The sequence below is a fragment of the Bradyrhizobium japonicum USDA 6 genome, from assembly GCF_000284375.1.
Classification (GTDB): domain Bacteria; phylum Pseudomonadota; class Alphaproteobacteria; order Rhizobiales; family Xanthobacteraceae; genus Bradyrhizobium; species Bradyrhizobium japonicum.
In genome coordinates this window covers 6,075,436-6,092,296 of sequence record NC_017249.1, presented here as the reverse complement: position 1 = coordinate 6,092,296, position 16,861 = coordinate 6,075,436, and the positions used below count along the sequence as shown (strand labels likewise).

Below are 16,861 nucleotides of genomic sequence, written 5' to 3'. Positions count from 1 at the left end.
GGGGCGGGGTGAGGGGGAGCCTCCGCGAGGGAGGTGACAGACGACTCGCGGAGACTCCCCCTCACCCGAATTGCACCGGACGATGCTTCGCATCGCCGGGCACAATTCGACCTCTCCCCACAAGCGGGGCGAGGTGACCCAAACACCTAACCCGGACCGCCGATGGCCTTTTATGTCGTACAGTTTCTGACCGGTCTCGCCAGCGCAGCGTCGCTGTTTCTGGTGGCCTCGGGCCTGTCGATCATCTTTGGCGTGACGCGGATCGTGAATTTCGCGCATGGCGCCTTCTATATGATCGGCGCCTACATCGCCTTCACGCTCACCGAGCGGCTTTCGGGCGCGTTCGGCTTCTGGGGCGGGATCGTCATGGCCGCGTTTGCCGTGGCCTTGATCGGCGTGATTGTCGAGATGGTGCTCCTGCGCCGCATCTATCACGCGCCCGAGCTGTTCCAGCTGCTTGCGACCTTCGGCCTGACCTTGATGGTCGAGGATCTCGTCGTGCTGATCTGGGGCCCCGACGATCTCGTCGGCCGCCGCGCGCCGGGCTTCAAGGGCGCCATCGATTTCTTCGGCCAGAACATTCCGAGCTACGATTTGTTCCTGATCGTGCTCGGACCGGTCGTGCTCGGCATTCTCTGGCTGCTGTTCCAGCGCACGCGCTGGGGCGTACTGGTGCGCGCGGCGACGCAGGACCGCGACATGGTCGCAGCGCTCGGCGTCAACCAGAAATGGCTGTTCACATCCGTGTTTGCGGTCGGCGTCTTCCTTGCCGCCCTCGGCGGCGCGCTCCAGATCCCGCGCGATGCCGTGCATCATGCCATGGACCTGCGTATCATCGTTGAGGTCTTCGTCGTCGTCGTGATCGGCGGCCTCGGCAGCATCGTCGGCGCCTTCGTCGCGGCGGTGCTGGTCTCCGAGCTCAACGCCTTCGGCATCCTGATCTTTCCAAAGATCTCCATCATCCTGGTCTTCCTGGTGATGGCGGTGGTGCTGATCGTCAGGCCCTGGGGCCTGTTCGGCAAGCCGGAGGCGGCCGCGCGCAAGACACCGGGCCTCACCGTCAATCCCTGGCGGCCGCTGACGTCGAACGAGCGGCTCGCCGCGCTCGCCGCACTCGTCATCGCGGCGACGCTGCCGCTGTTCGCCGGCAATTACGTTCTCACGGTCGGTTCGGAGATCGCGATCTTCGTGATCTTCGCCGTCAGTCTGCATTTCCTGATGTCGGTCGGCGGTCTCGCATCCTTCGGGCATGCCGCTTATTTCGGTCTCGGCGCCTACGGCGTCGCCTTCCTCGCCAAGATCGCAGGGTTGCCGATGGTCGTGTGCGTGCTGCTCGGGCCGCTGCTGGGCTGCATGGGCGCGGCCGTGTTCGGCTTCTTCGCGGTGCAGCTGTCCGGCGTCTATTTCGCGATGCTGACGCTTGCGTTTGCGCAGATCGTCTGGTCGATCGCGTTCCAGTGGGTGAGTGTAACCGGCGGCGACAACGGCATACTCGGCGTCTGGCCGTCAAGCTGGGCGGCGAGCCCGTCGCATTTCTATTGGTTGGCGCTCGGCGTTGCCGCACTCGTGACGGTCGCGCTACGGGCCATGGTCTTCTCGCCGTTCGGCTACGCACTCCGGGCCACGCGCGACTCGCCTCTGCGCAGCGAGGCGGTCGGCATCAATGCCAAGCGCATCCAGTGGACGGCGTTCGTGATCGCAGGCACGACCGCCGGCATCGGTGGCGCGCTGTTCGCCTACCTCAAGGGCAGCGTCTTCCCCGACAATCTCGGCATCTCGCTGTCGGTCGATGCACTCGTCATGGTGCTGCTCGGCGGCGTCGAGACGGTGTCGGGCCCGGTGATCGGTGCCATCGTCTACAAGGCGCTCAACATCTGGCTGGTCAGCCAGACCGATCTGTCAAAGCTCGTGCTGGGCGGCTTCATCGTGCTGATCGTCGTCGTCTTCCCCAAGGGCATCGTCGGCATGCTGGAGATGCTGGCGCAGCGGCGCAGGAAGACATCGCCGCCGGGATCTCCCTTGCTTGCCAAGCCGATCGAGTCCGTCGAATGAGCGTCGCACCCCCACTTCTCGCGGTTGAAGACCTGTCCAAATCCTATGGCGGCATCCACGCCGTGCGCGGCGTCTCGTTCTCGCTGCGATCAGGCGAAATTCTGGCGCTGATCGGTCCGAACGGCGCGGGCAAGAGCACCTGCTTCGACATGCTCAACGGCCAGAACAAGCCTGATACCGGCCATGTCCGCCTGCTGGGCGAGGAGACCACCGGCAAGAAGCCGCGCGAGATTTGGCGGCTCGGCGTCGGACGCACCTTCCAGATCACCGCGACCTTCGCCACCATGACGGTGCGCGAGAACGTGCAGGTCGCGCTGATCTCGCATGGCAGGCAGCTGTTCAATCTGTTCGGCTCGGCGCCGAGCTTCGACCGTGGCGAGGCCGGGCGGCTGCTCGAGCTCGTCGGCATGGGCGGCTATGCGGATCGACCGTGCGGCGAGCTCGCCTATGGCGACCTCAAGCGGCTCGAGCTTGCGGTGGCGCTTGCCAACGAGCCGAAGCTGCTTTTGATGGACGAGCCGACCGCCGGCATGGCGCCGCGCGAACGCGTCGAGCTGATGCGGCTGACAGCGCAGATCGCGCGGGAGAAGTCGATCGGCGTGCTCTTCACCGAGCACGACATGGACGTCGTGTTCGAGCATGCCGACCGCATCATCGTGCTCAACCGCGGCACGCTGATCGCCGAGGGCTCGCCGGCCGAGGTGCGCGCCAATCCGCAAGTGCAGGCGGTCTATCTCGGTGAGGGCCTGCTTTACGATGCCGAGCATCGCGAGGGAGCATCAACATGAAGCTCACGGTGCAGGACCTCAACAGTCATTACGGCCCGGCCCATATCCTGTTCGACATCGGCTTCGAGGTCGGTGAGGGCGAAGTGGTGGCGCTTCTGGGCCGCAACGGCGCCGGCAAGTCGACGACCTTCCGTTCCATCGTCGGCCTCGTCGCACAACGAACCGGCCGTATCATGTTCGAGGGCAAGGATGTCTCGGTGCGCCCGACGCATGAAATCGTGCGCGACGGGCTCGGCTATGTGCCGGAGGAGAGGCGCATCTTCACCGATCTGACGGTGGAAGAGAATCTCGAAGTCGGCCGTCAGCCGAAGCGTCCGAACGCACCATACTGGACGCGCGACAAGCTGTTCGCGCTGTTTCCGAACCTGGGTGAGATGAAAAATCGTCCGGGCGGCCGCATGAGCGGCGGCGAGCAGCAGATGCTCACCATCGCACGCACGCTGATGGGCAATCCGTCGCTGGTGCTGCTGGACGAGCCCTCGGAAGGCCTGTCGCCGAAGATCGTGGAGCAGATGGTCGATGCCATCCTGACCATGAAGAAGGAAGGCGTCAGCATCGTCGTGTCCGAGCAGAATTTACATTTTGCGCGGCTGATTTCCGACCGCGCCTATATCATCGAGCGCGGCCGTATCTGCTTCGGCGGCACCATGGCCGAGCTCGACGCGCGTCCGGATATCCGCGACGCGCATCTGTCGTTGTGAGGGGCGGGGAGCGGATGGCGAGAAGCGTTGCGGCGAAGAAAAGCGTCAAACCGGCAAAATCGTCTTACGTGCTCGACGAGCAGGTCGGCTTCATCCTGCGTCAGGTCTGGCAGCGCCACAGCTCGATCTTCTCGCGCGACATCGGCACCAATCTGACCCCGACGCAGTGGGCGGCCTTGTCGAAGCTGGCCGAGACCGGGCCATGCTCGCAGAACCAGCTCGGGCGGCTGACGGCGATGGACGTCGCGACCATCAAGGGCGTGATCGATCGCCTGACCGCACGAGGCCTGACCGAGACCAGCCAGGATCCCGAGGACGGACGGCGGCTTCTGGTCAGCCTGACGCGTGCCGGTCAGCAGCTTGCGGAGAAGGTCGCGCCGAATGCGCTCGCGATCACCCGGGAAACGCTGGCGCCGCTCGACGCCAGGGAGCGCGAGATGCTGATGGCGCTGTTGAACAAGCTGCGGTGAGTAAGGTGCCGTAGGGTGGGCAAAGGCGCAAAGCGCCGTGCCCACCTTCTCTGCGGCTTGGGGAAGACCGGTGGGCACGCTTACGCTTTGCCCACCCTACGGCAGTTGAACAAGCTGCGGGGACTGGCGACTAACCTCGATAATGGGTTTGTCGAGGTCTTCCGATATGGGCGTGGCGACGCAGTTTGCGATGGTTCTGAGTCTTGCTGCGGCGCTGGCGGGCGAATGTGCCCCCGCCTGGGCGGCGCAACCCTACGAGGGCTTCTGGGCGTCGACCAAAAAAGACTGCCGCGATCAGGACAGTGCCAACCGGATGAGCATCGAGGGCGGCAACCGCCTTTATTGGTACGAGACGCGCTGCCGCGCCGGCGAGATCACCGCAGACGGCAAGCAAAGCTGGAAGATGCGGCTTGCCTGCGAAGGCGAGGGCGAGAAGTTTCGCTCCAATCCGCGTCTGTCCATCGCGGCGGACGGCAGGCTGGTGATGCAGAACGGACCGGTCGGGCAGGCCAAGCGCCAGACCTATGTGCGTTGTGAGATCGCGAAAAAGCGCTGATCTCTTACGTCTTCCCCGGCCATTTGGCGCGATAGCGGATTTCGCTGCCATCCGTGAGTCGCCGCCACGTGCCGAATTCCGGCGTATGCGGTGCCCTGGCTGTCAGATCGATCGGATAGATCCGGCTCGGCTGGTCCTGGATGGTGACGGCGAGTTGCCGGTGCGAGGTGCGGAATGCCAGTTCGACCTCGCCCGCGATGACAGATTGATCGCCATCGCGATAGAAGGCGGCGGGGGTCACTTCGCCCGGCATGGTGTTGAGGTCGGTCTGCAATTCAATGGTGATGCCTTGCGCTGACGCCGGCACCGTTACGCCGGCCGGAAAGCGAACCTCGAACGCGAGCAGGGGATTGTTGCCGTTCGGGTTGAGCCAGGGCGTCGCCGTCGCATACGCGTAGGCAATGTAGATGCCGATACCGGCGGCGCAGAGCAGGACGACGATGCCAAGCGACTTCAGGCTGTTGCGCGCGACGCTGCCATTGCCTGCGTCCCTGCCTGAACGCGTCACCAGCCAGCTGGCGAGCATCGCACCGGCGATCGCGCCGACGGGGGAGTAGAAGAACAGCCCCAACAGACCCGACGTGATCGGGTCTGCGCGGTTGCCGAAATCGAGCAGGGAGAACAGCACAAAGGTCGCGACATAGCCCGCTACCGCGCCAGCAACGCCAGCGGCTATTCGCGATGAGTTTTTCATGTCTCCCTCGATGGTCCAGCAATGAACTGCCGCCGCCGAGGGCTGCCTGCGTTAGACGCAGCAGGCAGCAGACTTGTTCAATGCCTGCGAGGCTGCGTCACTTCGCCACCATCTCCGGCACCCGGCCGGCCGGCGGCGTGTTGCGGCTGCGCTGGGTGCGCACGATGCCGTCGATGATGGTCATGCCGATGCCGGGGAGGTCGCCGAGCTGGACGCTCTCGAGGATGGTCTTGCCAGGCGAGTGCTGGGCCTTGTCCATGATGACGAAATCGGCGGAGCGGCCGACCTCGATCAGGCCGCAGTCGAGCTGACGCATCCGCGCGGTGTTGCCGGTCGCAAGGCAGAACGCGATCTCGGCTGGGAGATCACCGAGCGAGGACAGCATCGAGACCATGCGCAGAATGCCGAGCGGCTGCACGCCGGAGCCGGCGGGGGCGTCGGTGCCGAGGATGACGCGGTGCAGGTCGCCCATCTCGCGCGCGATGCGCAGCGTGAACAGGGCCGAGCGCTCATTGCCGTTGTGAACGATCTCGAGGCCGCGCTTGCAGCCCTCGCAGATGCAGCGGATCTGGTCGTCGGGCAGCGCCGTGTGGCCGCCATTGATGTGGCCGACCACGTCGGTGTCGGCCTCCAGCACCACGTCCTTGTCGATCAGGCCGGAGCCTGGGATCGAGGGGCCGCCGGTGTGGATCGTGCTCTGGATGCCGTATTTGCGGGCCCAGCCGACCATCTTGCGCGCCGTCGGGCCGTCCTTGACGCCGCCGAGGCCGACCTCGCCGAGCAGCTTGACGCCGGCGGCGGCCAACTCCTTGAAATCCTCCTCGACCATCTCGCATTCGATCACCGGTGCGCCGGCGTGAACCTTCACGCCGCCCGGGCGCAGATTCCAGAATGCGCGCTGTGCGAAGATCGCCATCGCCTTCAGCCCGACGACGTCGCGCGGGCGGCCCGGCATGTGAACCTCGCCGGCGGAGATCATCGTGGTGACGCCGCCGTGCAAATTGCTGTCGATCCAGCCGATCTGGTTCTGGCGCGGCGTCCAGTCGCCGGCGACAGGGTGAACGTGGCTGTCGATCAGGCCCGGCGCGACCGTGGTGCCGTTGGCCTCGACGATGGTGGTCGCGCCTTCGGTGTTGAGGTCCTTGAAGCGGCCGATGGCGGTGATCTTGCCGTTCTCGGCGACGATGGTGTCGCCGTCCAGGATCGGCTTTTCCAGGGCGCCGGACAGGATCAGGCCGATATTCCGGATCACGAGCTTCGAGGGTCCGGTGGCCTGGGGGGCGTCATGCGCCATGGAAGGGGCTCCTTGTTCCTAACTGCAACGCTCGCGATCTTGGGCAGCCTTGACCCCGGGAGCAAGCAGGATTATTCATTAGTACACGAATGATCGTGTACAAACGACGCATAGCTGCCCCGCCTCGAAAACCGCATTGGAAGCGACAGGGAAGGTGAGATGAGCAATTTCAATCAGGAAAGCGTTTTGAGCGTCCACCACTGGACCGACACGCTGTTCTCTTTCAAGACCACCCGCAGCCCGACCTTCCGTTTCCGCAATGGCGAATTCACCATGATCGGGCTCAAGGTCGGCGAGAAGCCGCTGCTGCGGGCCTACAGCGTCGCCAGCGCCAATTACGAGGACACGCTTGAGTTTTTCTCGATCAAGGTGCCGGAGGGTCCGCTGACCTCGCGCCTCCAGCATCTGAAGGAAGGCGATGAGATCATCGTGAGCCGCAAGGCCACCGGCACGCTGGTGATCGACAATCTCGAAGAGGGCCGTAACCTCTACCTCATCGGCACCGGCACGGGCCTCGCGCCGTTCCTGAGCGTGATCAAGGACCCCGAGACCTATGAGCGGTTCGAGAAGGTCGTGCTGCTGCACGGCTGCCGGCATGTGAAGGAGCTCGCCTATGGCGAGATGATCACCGAGACGCTGCCGAAGGACGAACTGATCGGCGAGTACATCCGCAATCAGCTGATCTACTACCCGACCGTGACCCGCGATCCCTTCCGCAACCGCGGCCGCATCACCGACCTCATCACCTCGGGCAAGCTGTTCGCCGATATCGGCCTGCCGCCGCTGGAAGCCGCCCACGACCGGGTCATGATCTGCGGCAGCCCGGCATTGGTCGCTGACACCCGCGTGTTGCTGGGCGAGCGTGGCCTCATTGAGGGCAATCATGGCGAGCCGGCCCAATTTGTGGTCGAAAAGGCCTTTGCCGAGCACTGATCGCGGATTTTTCGCGCAATAAGACCGTATTTCCGCCGTTCGGCGGGCGTTGCGGCGCCGATTCCGTGCGCGATACACTGTGGGAACGAATCAGCGGAGTTCCCACATGGTTGCGGATAGCGACAGCAACATCGCCTGGCACCGGGTTCAGTTGAAGAAGAACCGCGCCGAGTTGAAGGCGCTGGAGACCGCGCGCTTCACGATGGGCGAGATCGCGTCTTCGAAGCGGGACGGGCAGACCCAGAAGGCGATTGCGGAACTCAAGCGCAAGATCTCGCTATCCGAGCGCTTGGTCGCCGATCACGACAAGCGCACCCGCCGCCCCCTCGGCACCGATCTGCAAAGCCTCAGCAACGGTAGCTGGAGCCATTGGGACGCCTACACCGGCCGGCAGCAGCGCAAGACCGGCCAACGGTCGCCGGGGCGCGGATAGGCTCTCTTCTTTTCGCGCGGTTCCGGCCCTTGCGCGTCGCGTCGTACACACCATCTGGTTGAGGCGCCACCAAGCAGTACGGTGATCCCATGACACCGCGCCTCGATTTCACCAGCGAGGCCTTCTTCCGCGATCCGCCCGAGGCGATCGCGGCGCTGCGCGCGTCCGGCCCCGTGGTCGCGACGCGATTTCCTCTGGTCGGCGATGTCTGGATCACCACGACCCATGACGCCACGGCGCAGGTCCTGAAGGACGGCACCACCTTCACGCTGCGCAAGGGGGACGGCAAAGTCGCCGGCCTGCGCTGGTGGATGCCAAAACTCGTTACCACCATCGCCAACAACATGCTGACGATGGACGAGCCTGATCACACGAGGCTGCGCAGCATCGTGGACGAGGCTTTTCGTCGCCGCGCGATCGTGGCGATGGAGCCACGCATTCGCGCCATCGCCGACGGCCTGGCGAACGACCTGTTTGCCGATGGCAGCCCCGCCGACCTCGTCCAGCGTTACGCCCGCATCCTGCCGGTGTCCGTGATCTGCGAGTTGCTGGGCCTGCCTGCGGCCGATCGTCCGCGCTTCATCGCCTGGGCCAACAAGATGTCGTCGCTGACGAATGTCGTCAGCTTCTTCCGCCTGCTGCTCGCGTTTCGCAAGATGCGCGCCTATCTCGAACAGCAGTTGCAGGTCGCACGCGTGCAGGGCGGCGAGGGCCTGATTGCGGAGCTGGTTCAGGTCGAACGTGAGGGCGGCCAGATCACGCCGGACGAAATGGTGTCGATGGTGTTCCTGCTGCTCGCGGCGGGATCGGAGACCACGACGCATCTGATCAGCGGCTCGGTCTACGAGCTTCTCAGAAATCCGGGCTTGCGCGATTGGCTGGAGCAAGACCGGAGCCGCATCGGGCTCGCGGTCGAGGAGTTTTTGCGCTTCGTGTCACCGGTGCAGTTTTCCAAGCCGCGCTATGTGCGGCAGGATATCGAGCTTGCGGGCGTGCCGCTGAAAAAGGGCGATCGCGTCATGGTCATGCTCGCCGCGGCGAATATGGATCCGGCGGTGCATGACCAGCCCGAGCGGCCCGACCTCACGCGCAAGCCGAACCGCCACATCTCGTTCGGAACGGGAATTCACTTCTGTCTCGGCCATCAGCTCGCACGGATCGAGGCGGCCTGTGCGCTGGAGGCGCTGTTTGCGCGATGGCCGAAGCTCGGTCTTGCCGTCGATCCCGCGCAAATCCACTGGCGCAAGCGGCCGGGCATGCGTGCCATCGCGGAGTTGCCGGTCGTCCCGGTGGACAGTCAGCCCGTCGACTTCCGCGACGCCACGACATCGCGCTCCCAGCCGAACACGGAGCGGCCGTCGAGATCGGGCGAGGCTTCACGCTCTCCGGCGATGTAGGCCTCGACCGACGGACCGCTCGCAGTCCGCTCCAGCCGCCGCGCCTGATCGTCGAGGCGCCTGATCGCCTGCATCTCCTCTTCGCGTCCGAGCCTGGCGTTCTGGATCGCGCCCTTCAGCACACGGATGGTCTCGTCATAGACCTTGATCGGGACGGGGTAGGGATGCCGGTCCTTGCCGCCATGGGCGAGCGAGAAGCGCGCGGGATCGTTGAAGCGATAGGGCGCGCCATGCACGACCTCGGCGACCATCGCCAGCGAGCGCACGGTGCGCGCACCGACGCCGGGCGTCAGCAGCAATTCCGGAAAATCGACCGGGCCGCGTTCGGCCGCGGCGGCCAGCGTACCGTGCAGGCGGCGTGCGAACACGTCCTTGGGCCGGACATCATGATGCGCGGGCATGATCAGATGCGGCAGCATCGCCTGCGCCGGCTCGGGCGCAGTCCCAACGAAGCGTTCGAATTCTGTGAGGATGCGATCGGGGCCGAGACCGCTCAACAGTTCGAGCTGCGCGGCGCGCGAGACATCGGCGCGGTGATCGGTGAGATTGACGATCTCGCCCTGCTGCGGGCCGTCGATCGCGCTATGCGGCGTGTCGACAAAACTCTTCAGCGCCTCGGAATGCCAGTGATAGCGGCGGGCCTGCCGCTTGTCGCCGTTCATGCCCTGCTGCACCACGGTCCATTTGGCGTCGGCAGTGACGAAGAAACCGTGGAGATAGAGATCAAAACCGTCCTGGACCGCGGCACTGTCGACCTTTGCGACCAGGCGGCTGGCTCGCGTGAGGCTCGCGCCGTCGAAGCCGACGCGATCGCCGAGCTGCAACAGTTCGTCAGGCGTCTTGCGCGAATGCTGGCCGCGGCCGCCGCAGACATAGATGCCGAGCTCATCCTGAAGCGGGCCGAGCCCGCGCTTCAGGGCGCCGATCACGGAGGTCGTGATGCCCGAGGAATGCCAGTCCATCCCCATCACGGCGCCGAATGACTGGAACCAGAACGGATGCGACAGCCGCTGGAGGAAGGCATCGCGGCCGTAATGATGCACGATCGCCTGCGTGACGATCGCCCCCAGCGAGGCCATGCGGCTTGCCAGCCACGGCGGAACCCGTCCGGTATGGAGAGGGAGATCGGCGCTGCCGGTACGTCGAGTCATGATCGACGCAAATTAGCGCAATTCGGCGACGGTTGCATTGAGGGAATACCGTATTGGGCAGGGCGGCAGGACACGTCACCCACGTCCGCGAGCTACTCGCGCGTCGCCTTGGTTGCGCCGCGCAGGCCCGCCTGCTGCTGGATCGTGTCCAGCGCGCCGGACGACTGCTCGTCCGTCACGAAGCGGTTGAGCAGGGGGAGAGCGTCCTCGCGTCCCCTGGGGATCGCGATGGCCATATGCTCGGCGCCCCAATTGCCGTCGAGAATTTTCGCGCCCGGCATCTGGTCGGACATCTCGAACAGCGTCGGCTTGTTGGTCGCGTAGAGGTCGATCTCGCCGCGGCCGAACATGGCGGTGGCGACCTTGACGCTTTCAGCGGGGACGATGGTCGCGCTCCTGAACTTCGCCGGCAACTTCCGTTCTGAGGTCGAGCCCTTGGTGACGCCGATCTTCACGCCCGGTCTGTCGATGTCCTCGATCTCTCTGATCGGCGAGTTCGCCGGGACGAGATAGCCGAGCTCGATCGCCAGCACGGGCTGGCTGAAGCTGACCTCGTTGGCGCGGGCCGGCGTGGCGTTGGTCACGGTAAAGTCGACCTGGCCATCATGGATCGCGCTGACGATGTCGGCGACGCGCTGAAACCTGACATAGTCGACGTTCACGCCGAGCCGCTTGGCCAGTTGGCCGCCGAGATCGTAGGCGAGGCCGTGCGGCTTGCCGGCGGCATCCGTCACCATCGAGGTCGGGCTGCCCGGATAGATGCCGACACGCAACGTGCCGCTCGGCGCCAGCAGCCTGGCTTCGCCATCGGCGCGCGCGGGCGCGCCGAGCAGGCCGATCATTGCAAATGCGAGCAGGGCGGTAGGCGCAAATCGCCGGGAAGAGCTTCTCATGTGACGAGCCTCACTGCGCGCGGATGTCGGCGGCCTTCAGCACCGGCTCCCACTTGGTCGCCTCGGCGTGCATGTAGGCGTCAAAGTCCTTGGCGGAAGAGCCGACCGGCGAGGCGCCGATCTTGCCCAGCGTCGACAGCACGTTCGCGTCCTGCAGTGCGGCCTTCAGATCGGTCTCGAGCTTCGCCACGATCTCCGGCGGCATCTTGGCAGGTCCAAGAACGCCCCACCAGACCGAGACGTCGTAGCCGGGGACGCCGGATTCCGCGATAGTCGGCACATTCGGCAGCGCCTTGGAGCGTTCGGCCGAGGTCACCGCGAGCGCGCGCACCGGGCCGCCTTCGAGCTGGCCGATCGCTTCCGCCAGCGGATTGATGCTGAGCGGAATCTCGCCAGCGATCACGGCGGTCAGCGCCGGTGCGCCGCCTTTGTAGGGGATCGCGACGATCTTGCTGCCGGACATGTATTTGAGCAACTCGCCGGCGAGATGCGCGGAGGTGCCATTGCCGGACATGCCGTACGACAGCTTGTCCGGGTCCTTCTTTGCGGCGGCGAGGAGATCGCCGAGCGTCTTGTAGGGGCTGTCCTTGGCCACGACAATGGCGAGCGGCGAGGAGGCGACCTCGGTGATCGCGGTGAAATCCCTGAACGTGTCGTAGGGCACGCTCGGATAGATGAACTGGTTGAGCGGATGGCCGCTCGCGACCAGGATCAGCGTGTAGCCGTCCGGCGCTGCCTGCGTCAGCGCCTGCGAGGCGACGATGCCGCCGGCGCCCGGACGGTTGTCGATCACCGGCTGCTGACCCCAGGTCTTCGCCAGCGCCTGGCCGAGCGTACGCGCGAGCACGTCGACGGCGCCGCCCGCCGCATAGGGCACAAGGATATGGACCGGCTTGCTCGGGTAATTGTCGGCGGCCTGCGCGGCGCCGCCCAGCAGCAGGCCGGCGCCCAGCATCAAACCGCCGATTGTCTTGTTCAAACCCAGCATTTTCCAGCACTCCTTGCGGGCTTTCGCATCCTGCCTCGGTGTTCCGAGCCGTCCGGACGCCGCCCATGGTTCTTGTTGACGAGACCTGATCTTTTGTACGATAGTACAAATCACATGGTACGCAAGCCCACCAGCAAGGAAACGGCCCGCAAGCCGAACATGCGCGAGGCGATCCTCGCCGCGGCCGAGGAGCTGTTCGCCACCAACGGCTTCAACGCCGTCTCGGTGCGCGACATCGCCCAGGCCGCCGGCGCCAATCCCGGCAGTGTCACCTATCATTTCAAGACCAAGGACGGCCTGCTGCTGGAGATCTACCGGCGCCATTGCGGGCCGATGAATTTGCGCCGTTCCGAGCTGCTCGCCGCCGCCAAACGCGTGCGCGATCTCCAGGACCGGCTGGAGGCGGTGGTTCGCGCCTATGTGGTGCCGGCTTTCACCTCTGGCAGCGATCTCGCCGGGGGCGGGGCGCGCTTCACCCGGCTGCGCGCCGTGATGTCCGCCGAAGGCAACGAGGTCGCGCGAAAAATCATCGCGCAGACCTTTGACGACACCAGTCACGCCTTCATCGATGCGGTCCACGAGAGCCTGCCGCATATTCCGCGCACCGATATCGTCTGGCGCAGCCACTTCCTGCTCGGCGCACTCTATTATTCGCTGGTGACGCCGGATCGTGTCTCGCGCCTGTCGCGCGGCGAGGCCGACGGCAGCGATGCCGCCAGCGCCATCGAGCAGTTGGTGCAGGCCACCGTCGCCGCGTTCCAGGCACCGGCGCTGGATCAGGCCGCGCCGGCGCGGCGGCGGCCGGTCGTCAGCAGCAAGATTTGAAAGAAGCGATTTCGCTCGGCAGTTCACCTGATGACGATGATGTACACGCCGACCATTCCGCCGCCCGATCCGAACACGCGCACGCCGAAGTTCACGCTGCCAAAGCGGTCCTGCGATGCGCATTGTCACATCTTCGGGCCCGGTGCGACATATCCGTACGCGCCTGACCGTTCCTATACGCCGCCGGATGCACCGCTCGAGGACTTTCGTGCGCTGCATGCCAAGCTCGGCGTGGAGCGCGCGGTCATCGTCAATGCCAGCGTGCACGGCACCGACAACACGGTCGCGCTCGATGCGATCGCACAGAGCAATGGCGCCTATCGCGCGGTTGCCAATATCGACGACACCATCACCGAACGCGGGCTTCGCGTGCTGCATGAGGGCGGCTTCCGCGGCTGCCGCTTCAATTTCGTGCGCCATCTCGGCGGCGTTCCCGACAAGCGCGTATTCGATCGCATCATCGCGATGGTCGCGCCGTTGGGCTGGCACATCGATCTGCATTTCGATGCGATCGACCTGCCCGAATATGCTGACATGCTGACAAGACTGCCGCTGAGCTACACCATCGACCATATGGGACGGGTGAAGGCGTCGGAGGGGCTCGACCAGCTTCCGTTCAAGATCCTGATCGAGCTGATGCAGCGCGACGAGAAGTGCTGGGTCAAGATCTGCGGCTCGGAGCGGGTGTCCTCGGCCGGGCCGCCATTCACGGACGCGGTGCCGTTCGCGCGAAAGATCGTCGAGACCGCGCCCGACCGTGTCATCTGGGGTACCGACTGGCCGCATCCCAACGTCAAGGTGATGCCGAATGACGGCGATCTGGTCGACCTGATCCCACTGTTCGCGCCGGAGACGGAGTTCCAGCAGAAGATCCTGGTCGCCAATCCCGCGCGCCTGTTCGGGTTCGCCGAATGACCGCGATGGCGATCGACAAGCCGCGGGAACGCGCCTGGTGGAGGGAGCTCTGGATCCAGGTGCTCATCGCCATGGCGGCCGGCATCATGCTTGGCATCGCCAGTCCCGAGGCGGGCGTTAAGATGCAGCCGCTCGGCGACGCCTTCATCAAGGCGATCCGGATGCTGATCGCGCCGATCATCTTCTGCACGGTGGTGCACGGCATCGCCCACATGGCCGACATGGCGCGGGTCGGGCGCGTCGCGGTCAAGGCGATCGTCTATTTCGAGATCATGACGACGGTCGCATTGATCATCGGTCTCATCGCGGTCAATCTGCTCAGGCCCGGCGTCGGCATGAACATCGATCCCGCCAGCATCAATGCCAGCGCGATCGAGCCCTATGTCAAGCAGACCGGCGCCATCGGCTTCGTTCCTTTTCTCCTGAACATCGTGCCGGCGACCTTCATCGGCGCCTTTGCCGAGGGCAACATCCTCCAGGTGCTCTTTATCTCCGTGCTGTGCGGCTTTGCGCTGGTCCAGCTCGGCGAGCGCGCCGCACCGCTGGTCCAGCTGATCGACATCGCCGCCAAGATGGTGTTCGCCGTCGTCGGCTTCGTGATGTGGGCGGCGCCGATCGGCGCGTTCGGCGCCATCGCCTTTACGGTCGGCAAGTTCGGCGTCGGCTCGCTGGCCTCGCTCGGCAAGCTGCTGGGCGGGTTCTATCTCACTTGCGTGATTTTCGTCATCGTGGCGCTCGGCCCCGTCGCGCGTCTCTGCGGCTTCTCGCTGCTCAAGCTGATCCGCTACATCTGGGAAGAGCTGTTGATCTGCATCGCCACCACGTCGTCGGAGACGGTGTTGCCACGGATGCTGACCAAGCTGGAGAAGGCCGGTTGCGAGCGCAGCGTGGTCGGACTGGTGATCCCGACCGGCTATTCCTTCAATCTCGACGGCACCTGCCTCTACCTTGCCGCGGCCTCGGTGTTCCTGGCGCAGGCGACCAACACGCCGTTCGGGCTCGCCGAGCAGATCGAGTTGCTCTTGATCCTGCTGGTGACCTCCAAGGGCGCGGCGGGAATCGCAGGCGCCGCCTTTGTCGTGCTGGCGGCGACGCTGTCGGCCACAGGCTCCATTCCGGTGACGAGCGTCGCGCTGGTGCTCGGCATCCATCGCCTGATGTCGCAGGGGCTGACGCCGACCAATCTGATCGGGAACGCAGTTGCGACCATTGCGATTGCCAAATGGGAGGGGGCGCTTGACGGCGAGCGTCTGAGGCGCGTGCTCGACGGCGAGGAACCCGCGGCTGCTGCCGCCTGACGAATTGGCATCCTGCATGAGGCAGGATGGCCTATGATGCTTACGAACGAAAAAGGGGAGTAGTCCCATGAAAACAGGTCTCGTGATCACCGCCCATCCCGGCGATTTCGTCTGGCGCGCCGGCGGCGCGATCGCACTGCATGCGAAGAAGGGCTATCGCATGAAGATCGTCTGCATGTCCTTCGGCGAGCGCGGCGAGAGCCAGTTCGCCTGGAAGGAAAAAGGCGCGACGCTGGAGTCGGTCAAGGCGGGCCGCAAGGACGAGGCGGAGCGGGCGGCGAAGTTGCTCGGCGCCGAGATCGAGTTCTTCGACTGCGGCGACTATCCGCTGAAGCTCACCGAGGCGCATTTCGATCGCATGGTCGATATCTACCGCGAGCTCAATCCGAGCTTCGTGCTGACGCATGCGCTGGAAGACCCCTACAATTTCGACCATCCGAACGCGGCGCATTTCGCGCAGGAGACCCGCGTGGTCGCGCAGGCGATGGGCCACAAGCCCGGCGCGCAGTACAAATATTCGGCGCCCCCGGTGTTCCTGTTCGAGCCGCATCAGCCCGAGCAGTGCAATTACAAGCCGGACCTGCTCCTCAAGATCGACGAGGTCTGGAAGGAGAAGTACGAGGCGTTCCAGATCCTCGCCGCGCAAAAACATCTCTGGGGCTATTACGAGCGTGTCGCGCTCAACCGTGGCATCCAGGGCAGCCGCAACACCAGCGTGCCCATGACCTATGGCGAGGCCTATCAGCGCCTGTTCCCGACGGTTGCGGAGGAGCTGGCATGAAGTCCGTCGTCGTTCGCAACATTGAGCGAGCCGATCCCGCCGGAATGGCGGAATACGGCGTCTCGACCGTGCACGAGGCTTACGGTCGCATTGGGCTGATGAAGCCTTACCTACGGCCCGTCTGGGCCGGTGCGTCGATTGCCGGCCCCGCAGTGACCGTGCTGGCACAGCCCGGCGACAATTGGATGATCCATGTCGCGGTCGAGCAGTGCAGGAGGGGCGACATCCTCGTCGTCGGCTGCACCACCGATAACACCGACGGCATGTTCGGCGAGCTGCTCGCGACGTCGCTGCGGGCGCGCGGCGTGCAAGGGCTGATCATCGACGCCGGCTGCCGCGACGTGAAAGCGCTGCACGAGATGAAGTTTCCGGTGTGGTCGCGCGCCGTCTCGGCCAAGGGCACGGTCAAGGCGACGCTCGGTTCGGTCAACATTCCCGTGGTCTGTGCCGGGGTCAACGTCGATCCCGGCGACATCATCGTGGCCGATGACGACGGCGTCGTCGTGGTGCCCAGGCGCTACGCCGCTGCGGTCGCCGAAAAGGCGAAGAAGCGCAACGCGGACGAGGGCGGCAAGCGCAGGCGGCTGGCCTCGGGTGAACTCGGCCTCGATATGTACAGCATGCGCGAGGCGCTGGCGAAGGCTGGCCTCGTCTATGTCGACAATCCCGAGGACGTCTGAGCGGGACCAGAG

Annotated in this window: 18 protein-coding genes; 13 read left to right on the top strand and 5 right to left on the bottom strand. The window is 65.1% G+C overall.

What is annotated here, in order from left to right:
- Positions 1 to 162 precede the first annotated feature (162 nt).
- From BJ6T_RS28970 to BJ6T_RS28950, 5 genes are all read left to right on the top strand, one after another.
- Positions 163 to 2,052, top strand: a complete 1,890-nt coding sequence (locus BJ6T_RS28970) for an ABC transporter permease (RefSeq protein ID WP_014496096.1) — start codon at positions 163 to 165, stop codon at positions 2,050 to 2,052.
- Complete coding sequence (locus BJ6T_RS28965) at positions 2,049 to 2,840, top strand: ABC transporter ATP-binding protein (RefSeq protein WP_014496095.1); 792 nt, start codon at positions 2,049 to 2,051, stop codon at positions 2,838 to 2,840. The genes BJ6T_RS28970 and BJ6T_RS28965 overlap by 4 nt, the downstream gene beginning before the upstream one ends.
- Positions 2,837 to 3,541, top strand: a complete 705-nt coding sequence (locus BJ6T_RS28960; RefSeq protein WP_014496094.1) for an ABC transporter ATP-binding protein — start codon at positions 2,837 to 2,839, stop codon at positions 3,539 to 3,541. The genes BJ6T_RS28965 and BJ6T_RS28960 overlap by 4 nt, the downstream gene beginning before the upstream one ends.
- A gap of 14 nt (positions 3,542 to 3,555) precedes the next feature.
- The gene (locus BJ6T_RS28955) at positions 3,556 to 4,011 is read left to right on the top strand and encodes a MarR family winged helix-turn-helix transcriptional regulator (RefSeq protein WP_014496093.1); all 456 of its coding nucleotides are present in this window, start codon (positions 3,556 to 3,558) and stop codon (positions 4,009 to 4,011) included.
- A 166-nt stretch (positions 4,012 to 4,177) separates the two neighbouring features.
- Complete coding sequence (locus tag BJ6T_RS28950; protein WP_014496092.1) at positions 4,178 to 4,567, top strand: hypothetical protein; 390 nt, start codon at positions 4,178 to 4,180, stop codon at positions 4,565 to 4,567.
- Positions 4,568 to 4,571: 4 nt separating this feature from the next.
- Here the strand turns inward: BJ6T_RS28950 and BJ6T_RS28945 are convergent, their stop codons facing one another.
- Positions 4,572 to 5,261 carry a hypothetical protein gene (locus BJ6T_RS28945; protein ID WP_014496091.1) on the bottom strand — a complete coding sequence of 230 codons (690 nt, stop codon included), beginning with the start codon at positions 5,259 to 5,261 and terminating at the stop codon, positions 4,572 to 4,574.
- A 97-nt stretch (positions 5,262 to 5,358) separates the two neighbouring features.
- Positions 5,359 to 6,555, bottom strand: coding sequence for an amidohydrolase family protein (locus BJ6T_RS28940; RefSeq protein WP_014496090.1), 1,197 nt, complete (start codon positions 6,553 to 6,555; stop codon positions 5,359 to 5,361).
- A gap of 159 nt (positions 6,556 to 6,714) precedes the next feature.
- Here BJ6T_RS28940 and BJ6T_RS28935 point away from each other — a divergent pair, with 159 nt between their 5' ends.
- The 3 genes from BJ6T_RS28935 (at position 6,715) to BJ6T_RS28925 (ending at position 9,318) form a co-directional block, all read left to right on the top strand.
- Positions 6,715 to 7,488, top strand: a complete 774-nt coding sequence (locus BJ6T_RS28935) for a ferredoxin--NADP reductase (protein ID WP_014496089.1) — start codon at positions 6,715 to 6,717, stop codon at positions 7,486 to 7,488.
- Positions 7,489 to 7,594: 106 nt separating this feature from the next.
- Positions 7,595 to 7,921 (top strand): hypothetical protein, encoded by a 327-nt coding sequence (locus tag BJ6T_RS28930; protein WP_014496088.1) that lies wholly within the window; start codon positions 7,595 to 7,597, stop codon positions 7,919 to 7,921.
- Between the two features lie 89 nt (positions 7,922 to 8,010).
- Positions 8,011 to 9,318, top strand: coding sequence for a cytochrome P450 family protein (locus tag BJ6T_RS28925; RefSeq protein ID WP_014496087.1), 1,308 nt, complete (start codon positions 8,011 to 8,013; stop codon positions 9,316 to 9,318).
- On the opposite strand, the gene BJ6T_RS28920 is transcribed toward BJ6T_RS28925, so the two are convergent.
- From BJ6T_RS28920 to BJ6T_RS28910, 3 genes are all read right to left on the bottom strand, one after another.
- Positions 9,219 to 10,469 carry a DUF763 domain-containing protein gene (locus BJ6T_RS28920; RefSeq protein ID WP_028169809.1) on the bottom strand — a complete coding sequence of 417 codons (1,251 nt, stop codon included), beginning with the start codon at positions 10,467 to 10,469 and terminating at the stop codon, positions 9,219 to 9,221. The genes BJ6T_RS28925 and BJ6T_RS28920 overlap by 100 nt on opposite strands.
- Before the next feature lie 92 nt (positions 10,470 to 10,561).
- Positions 10,562 to 11,362, bottom strand: coding sequence for an ABC transporter substrate-binding protein (locus BJ6T_RS28915; protein WP_028169808.1), 801 nt, complete (start codon positions 11,360 to 11,362; stop codon positions 10,562 to 10,564).
- A 10-nt stretch (positions 11,363 to 11,372) separates the two neighbouring features.
- The gene (locus BJ6T_RS28910; RefSeq protein ID WP_014496084.1) at positions 11,373 to 12,350 is read right to left on the bottom strand and encodes a tripartite tricarboxylate transporter substrate binding protein; all 978 of its coding nucleotides are present in this window, start codon (positions 12,348 to 12,350) and stop codon (positions 11,373 to 11,375) included.
- Positions 12,351 to 12,464: 114 nt separating this feature from the next.
- Here BJ6T_RS28910 and BJ6T_RS28905 point away from each other — a divergent pair, with 114 nt between their 5' ends.
- The 5 genes from BJ6T_RS28905 to BJ6T_RS28885 all read left to right on the top strand — a co-directional run bounded on the left by BJ6T_RS28905 (position 12,465) and on the right by BJ6T_RS28885 (position 16,849).
- Positions 12,465 to 13,175, top strand: coding sequence for a TetR/AcrR family transcriptional regulator (locus BJ6T_RS28905; RefSeq protein ID WP_014496083.1), 711 nt, complete (start codon positions 12,465 to 12,467; stop codon positions 13,173 to 13,175).
- A gap of 30 nt (positions 13,176 to 13,205) precedes the next feature.
- Entirely contained in the window at positions 13,206 to 14,090 is an 885-nt protein-coding gene (locus tag BJ6T_RS28900) for an amidohydrolase family protein (protein ID WP_014496082.1), read from the top strand.
- The gene (gene dctA, locus BJ6T_RS28895) at positions 14,087 to 15,388 is read left to right on the top strand and encodes a C4-dicarboxylate transporter DctA (RefSeq protein WP_014496081.1); all 1,302 of its coding nucleotides are present in this window, start codon (positions 14,087 to 14,089) and stop codon (positions 15,386 to 15,388) included. The genes BJ6T_RS28900 and dctA overlap by 4 nt, the downstream gene beginning before the upstream one ends.
- Before the next feature lie 67 nt (positions 15,389 to 15,455).
- Complete coding sequence (locus BJ6T_RS28890; protein ID WP_014496080.1) at positions 15,456 to 16,169, top strand: PIG-L deacetylase family protein; 714 nt, start codon at positions 15,456 to 15,458, stop codon at positions 16,167 to 16,169.
- On the top strand, positions 16,166 to 16,849 hold the full coding sequence (locus BJ6T_RS28885) for a 4-carboxy-4-hydroxy-2-oxoadipate aldolase/oxaloacetate decarboxylase (RefSeq protein WP_014496079.1): 684 nt from the start codon (positions 16,166 to 16,168) through the stop codon (positions 16,847 to 16,849). Before BJ6T_RS28890 ends, BJ6T_RS28885 begins: the two co-directional genes overlap by 4 nt.
- Positions 16,850 to 16,861: the final 12 nt, after the last annotated feature.

Coding starts and splice junctions, on each gene's coding strand:
- BJ6T_RS28970 (WP_014496096.1), top strand. CDS start 163: ATGGCCTTTTATGTCGTACAGTTTCTGACCGGTCTCGCCAGCGCAGCG.
- BJ6T_RS28965 (WP_014496095.1), top strand. CDS start 2,049: ATGAGCGTCGCACCCCCACTTCTCGCGGTTGAAGACCTGTCCAAATCC.
- BJ6T_RS28960 (WP_014496094.1), top strand. CDS start 2,837: ATGAAGCTCACGGTGCAGGACCTCAACAGTCATTACGGCCCGGCCCAT.
- BJ6T_RS28955 (WP_014496093.1), top strand. CDS start 3,556: ATGGCGAGAAGCGTTGCGGCGAAGAAAAGCGTCAAACCGGCAAAATCG.
- BJ6T_RS28950 (WP_014496092.1), top strand. CDS start 4,178: ATGGGCGTGGCGACGCAGTTTGCGATGGTTCTGAGTCTTGCTGCGGCG.
- BJ6T_RS28945 (WP_014496091.1), bottom strand. CDS start 5,261: ATGAAAAACTCATCGCGAATAGCCGCTGGCGTTGCTGGCGCGGTAGCG.
- BJ6T_RS28940 (WP_014496090.1), bottom strand. CDS start 6,555: ATGGCGCATGACGCCCCCCAGGCCACCGGACCCTCGAAGCTCGTGATC.
- BJ6T_RS28935 (WP_014496089.1), top strand. CDS start 6,715: ATGAGCAATTTCAATCAGGAAAGCGTTTTGAGCGTCCACCACTGGACC.
- BJ6T_RS28930 (WP_014496088.1), top strand. CDS start 7,595: ATGGTTGCGGATAGCGACAGCAACATCGCCTGGCACCGGGTTCAGTTG.
- BJ6T_RS28925 (WP_014496087.1), top strand. CDS start 8,011: ATGACACCGCGCCTCGATTTCACCAGCGAGGCCTTCTTCCGCGATCCG.
- BJ6T_RS28920 (WP_028169809.1), bottom strand. CDS start 10,469: ATGACTCGACGTACCGGCAGCGCCGATCTCCCTCTCCATACCGGACGG.
- BJ6T_RS28915 (WP_028169808.1), bottom strand. CDS start 11,362: ATGAGAAGCTCTTCCCGGCGATTTGCGCCTACCGCCCTGCTCGCATTT.
- BJ6T_RS28910 (WP_014496084.1), bottom strand. CDS start 12,350: ATGCTGGGTTTGAACAAGACAATCGGCGGTTTGATGCTGGGCGCCGGC.
- BJ6T_RS28905 (WP_014496083.1), top strand. CDS start 12,465: ATGGTACGCAAGCCCACCAGCAAGGAAACGGCCCGCAAGCCGAACATG.
- BJ6T_RS28900 (WP_014496082.1), top strand. CDS start 13,206: ATGACGATGATGTACACGCCGACCATTCCGCCGCCCGATCCGAACACG.
- dctA (WP_014496081.1), top strand. CDS start 14,087: ATGACCGCGATGGCGATCGACAAGCCGCGGGAACGCGCCTGGTGGAGG.
- BJ6T_RS28890 (WP_014496080.1), top strand. CDS start 15,456: ATGAAAACAGGTCTCGTGATCACCGCCCATCCCGGCGATTTCGTCTGG.
- BJ6T_RS28885 (WP_014496079.1), top strand. CDS start 16,166: ATGAAGTCCGTCGTCGTTCGCAACATTGAGCGAGCCGATCCCGCCGGA.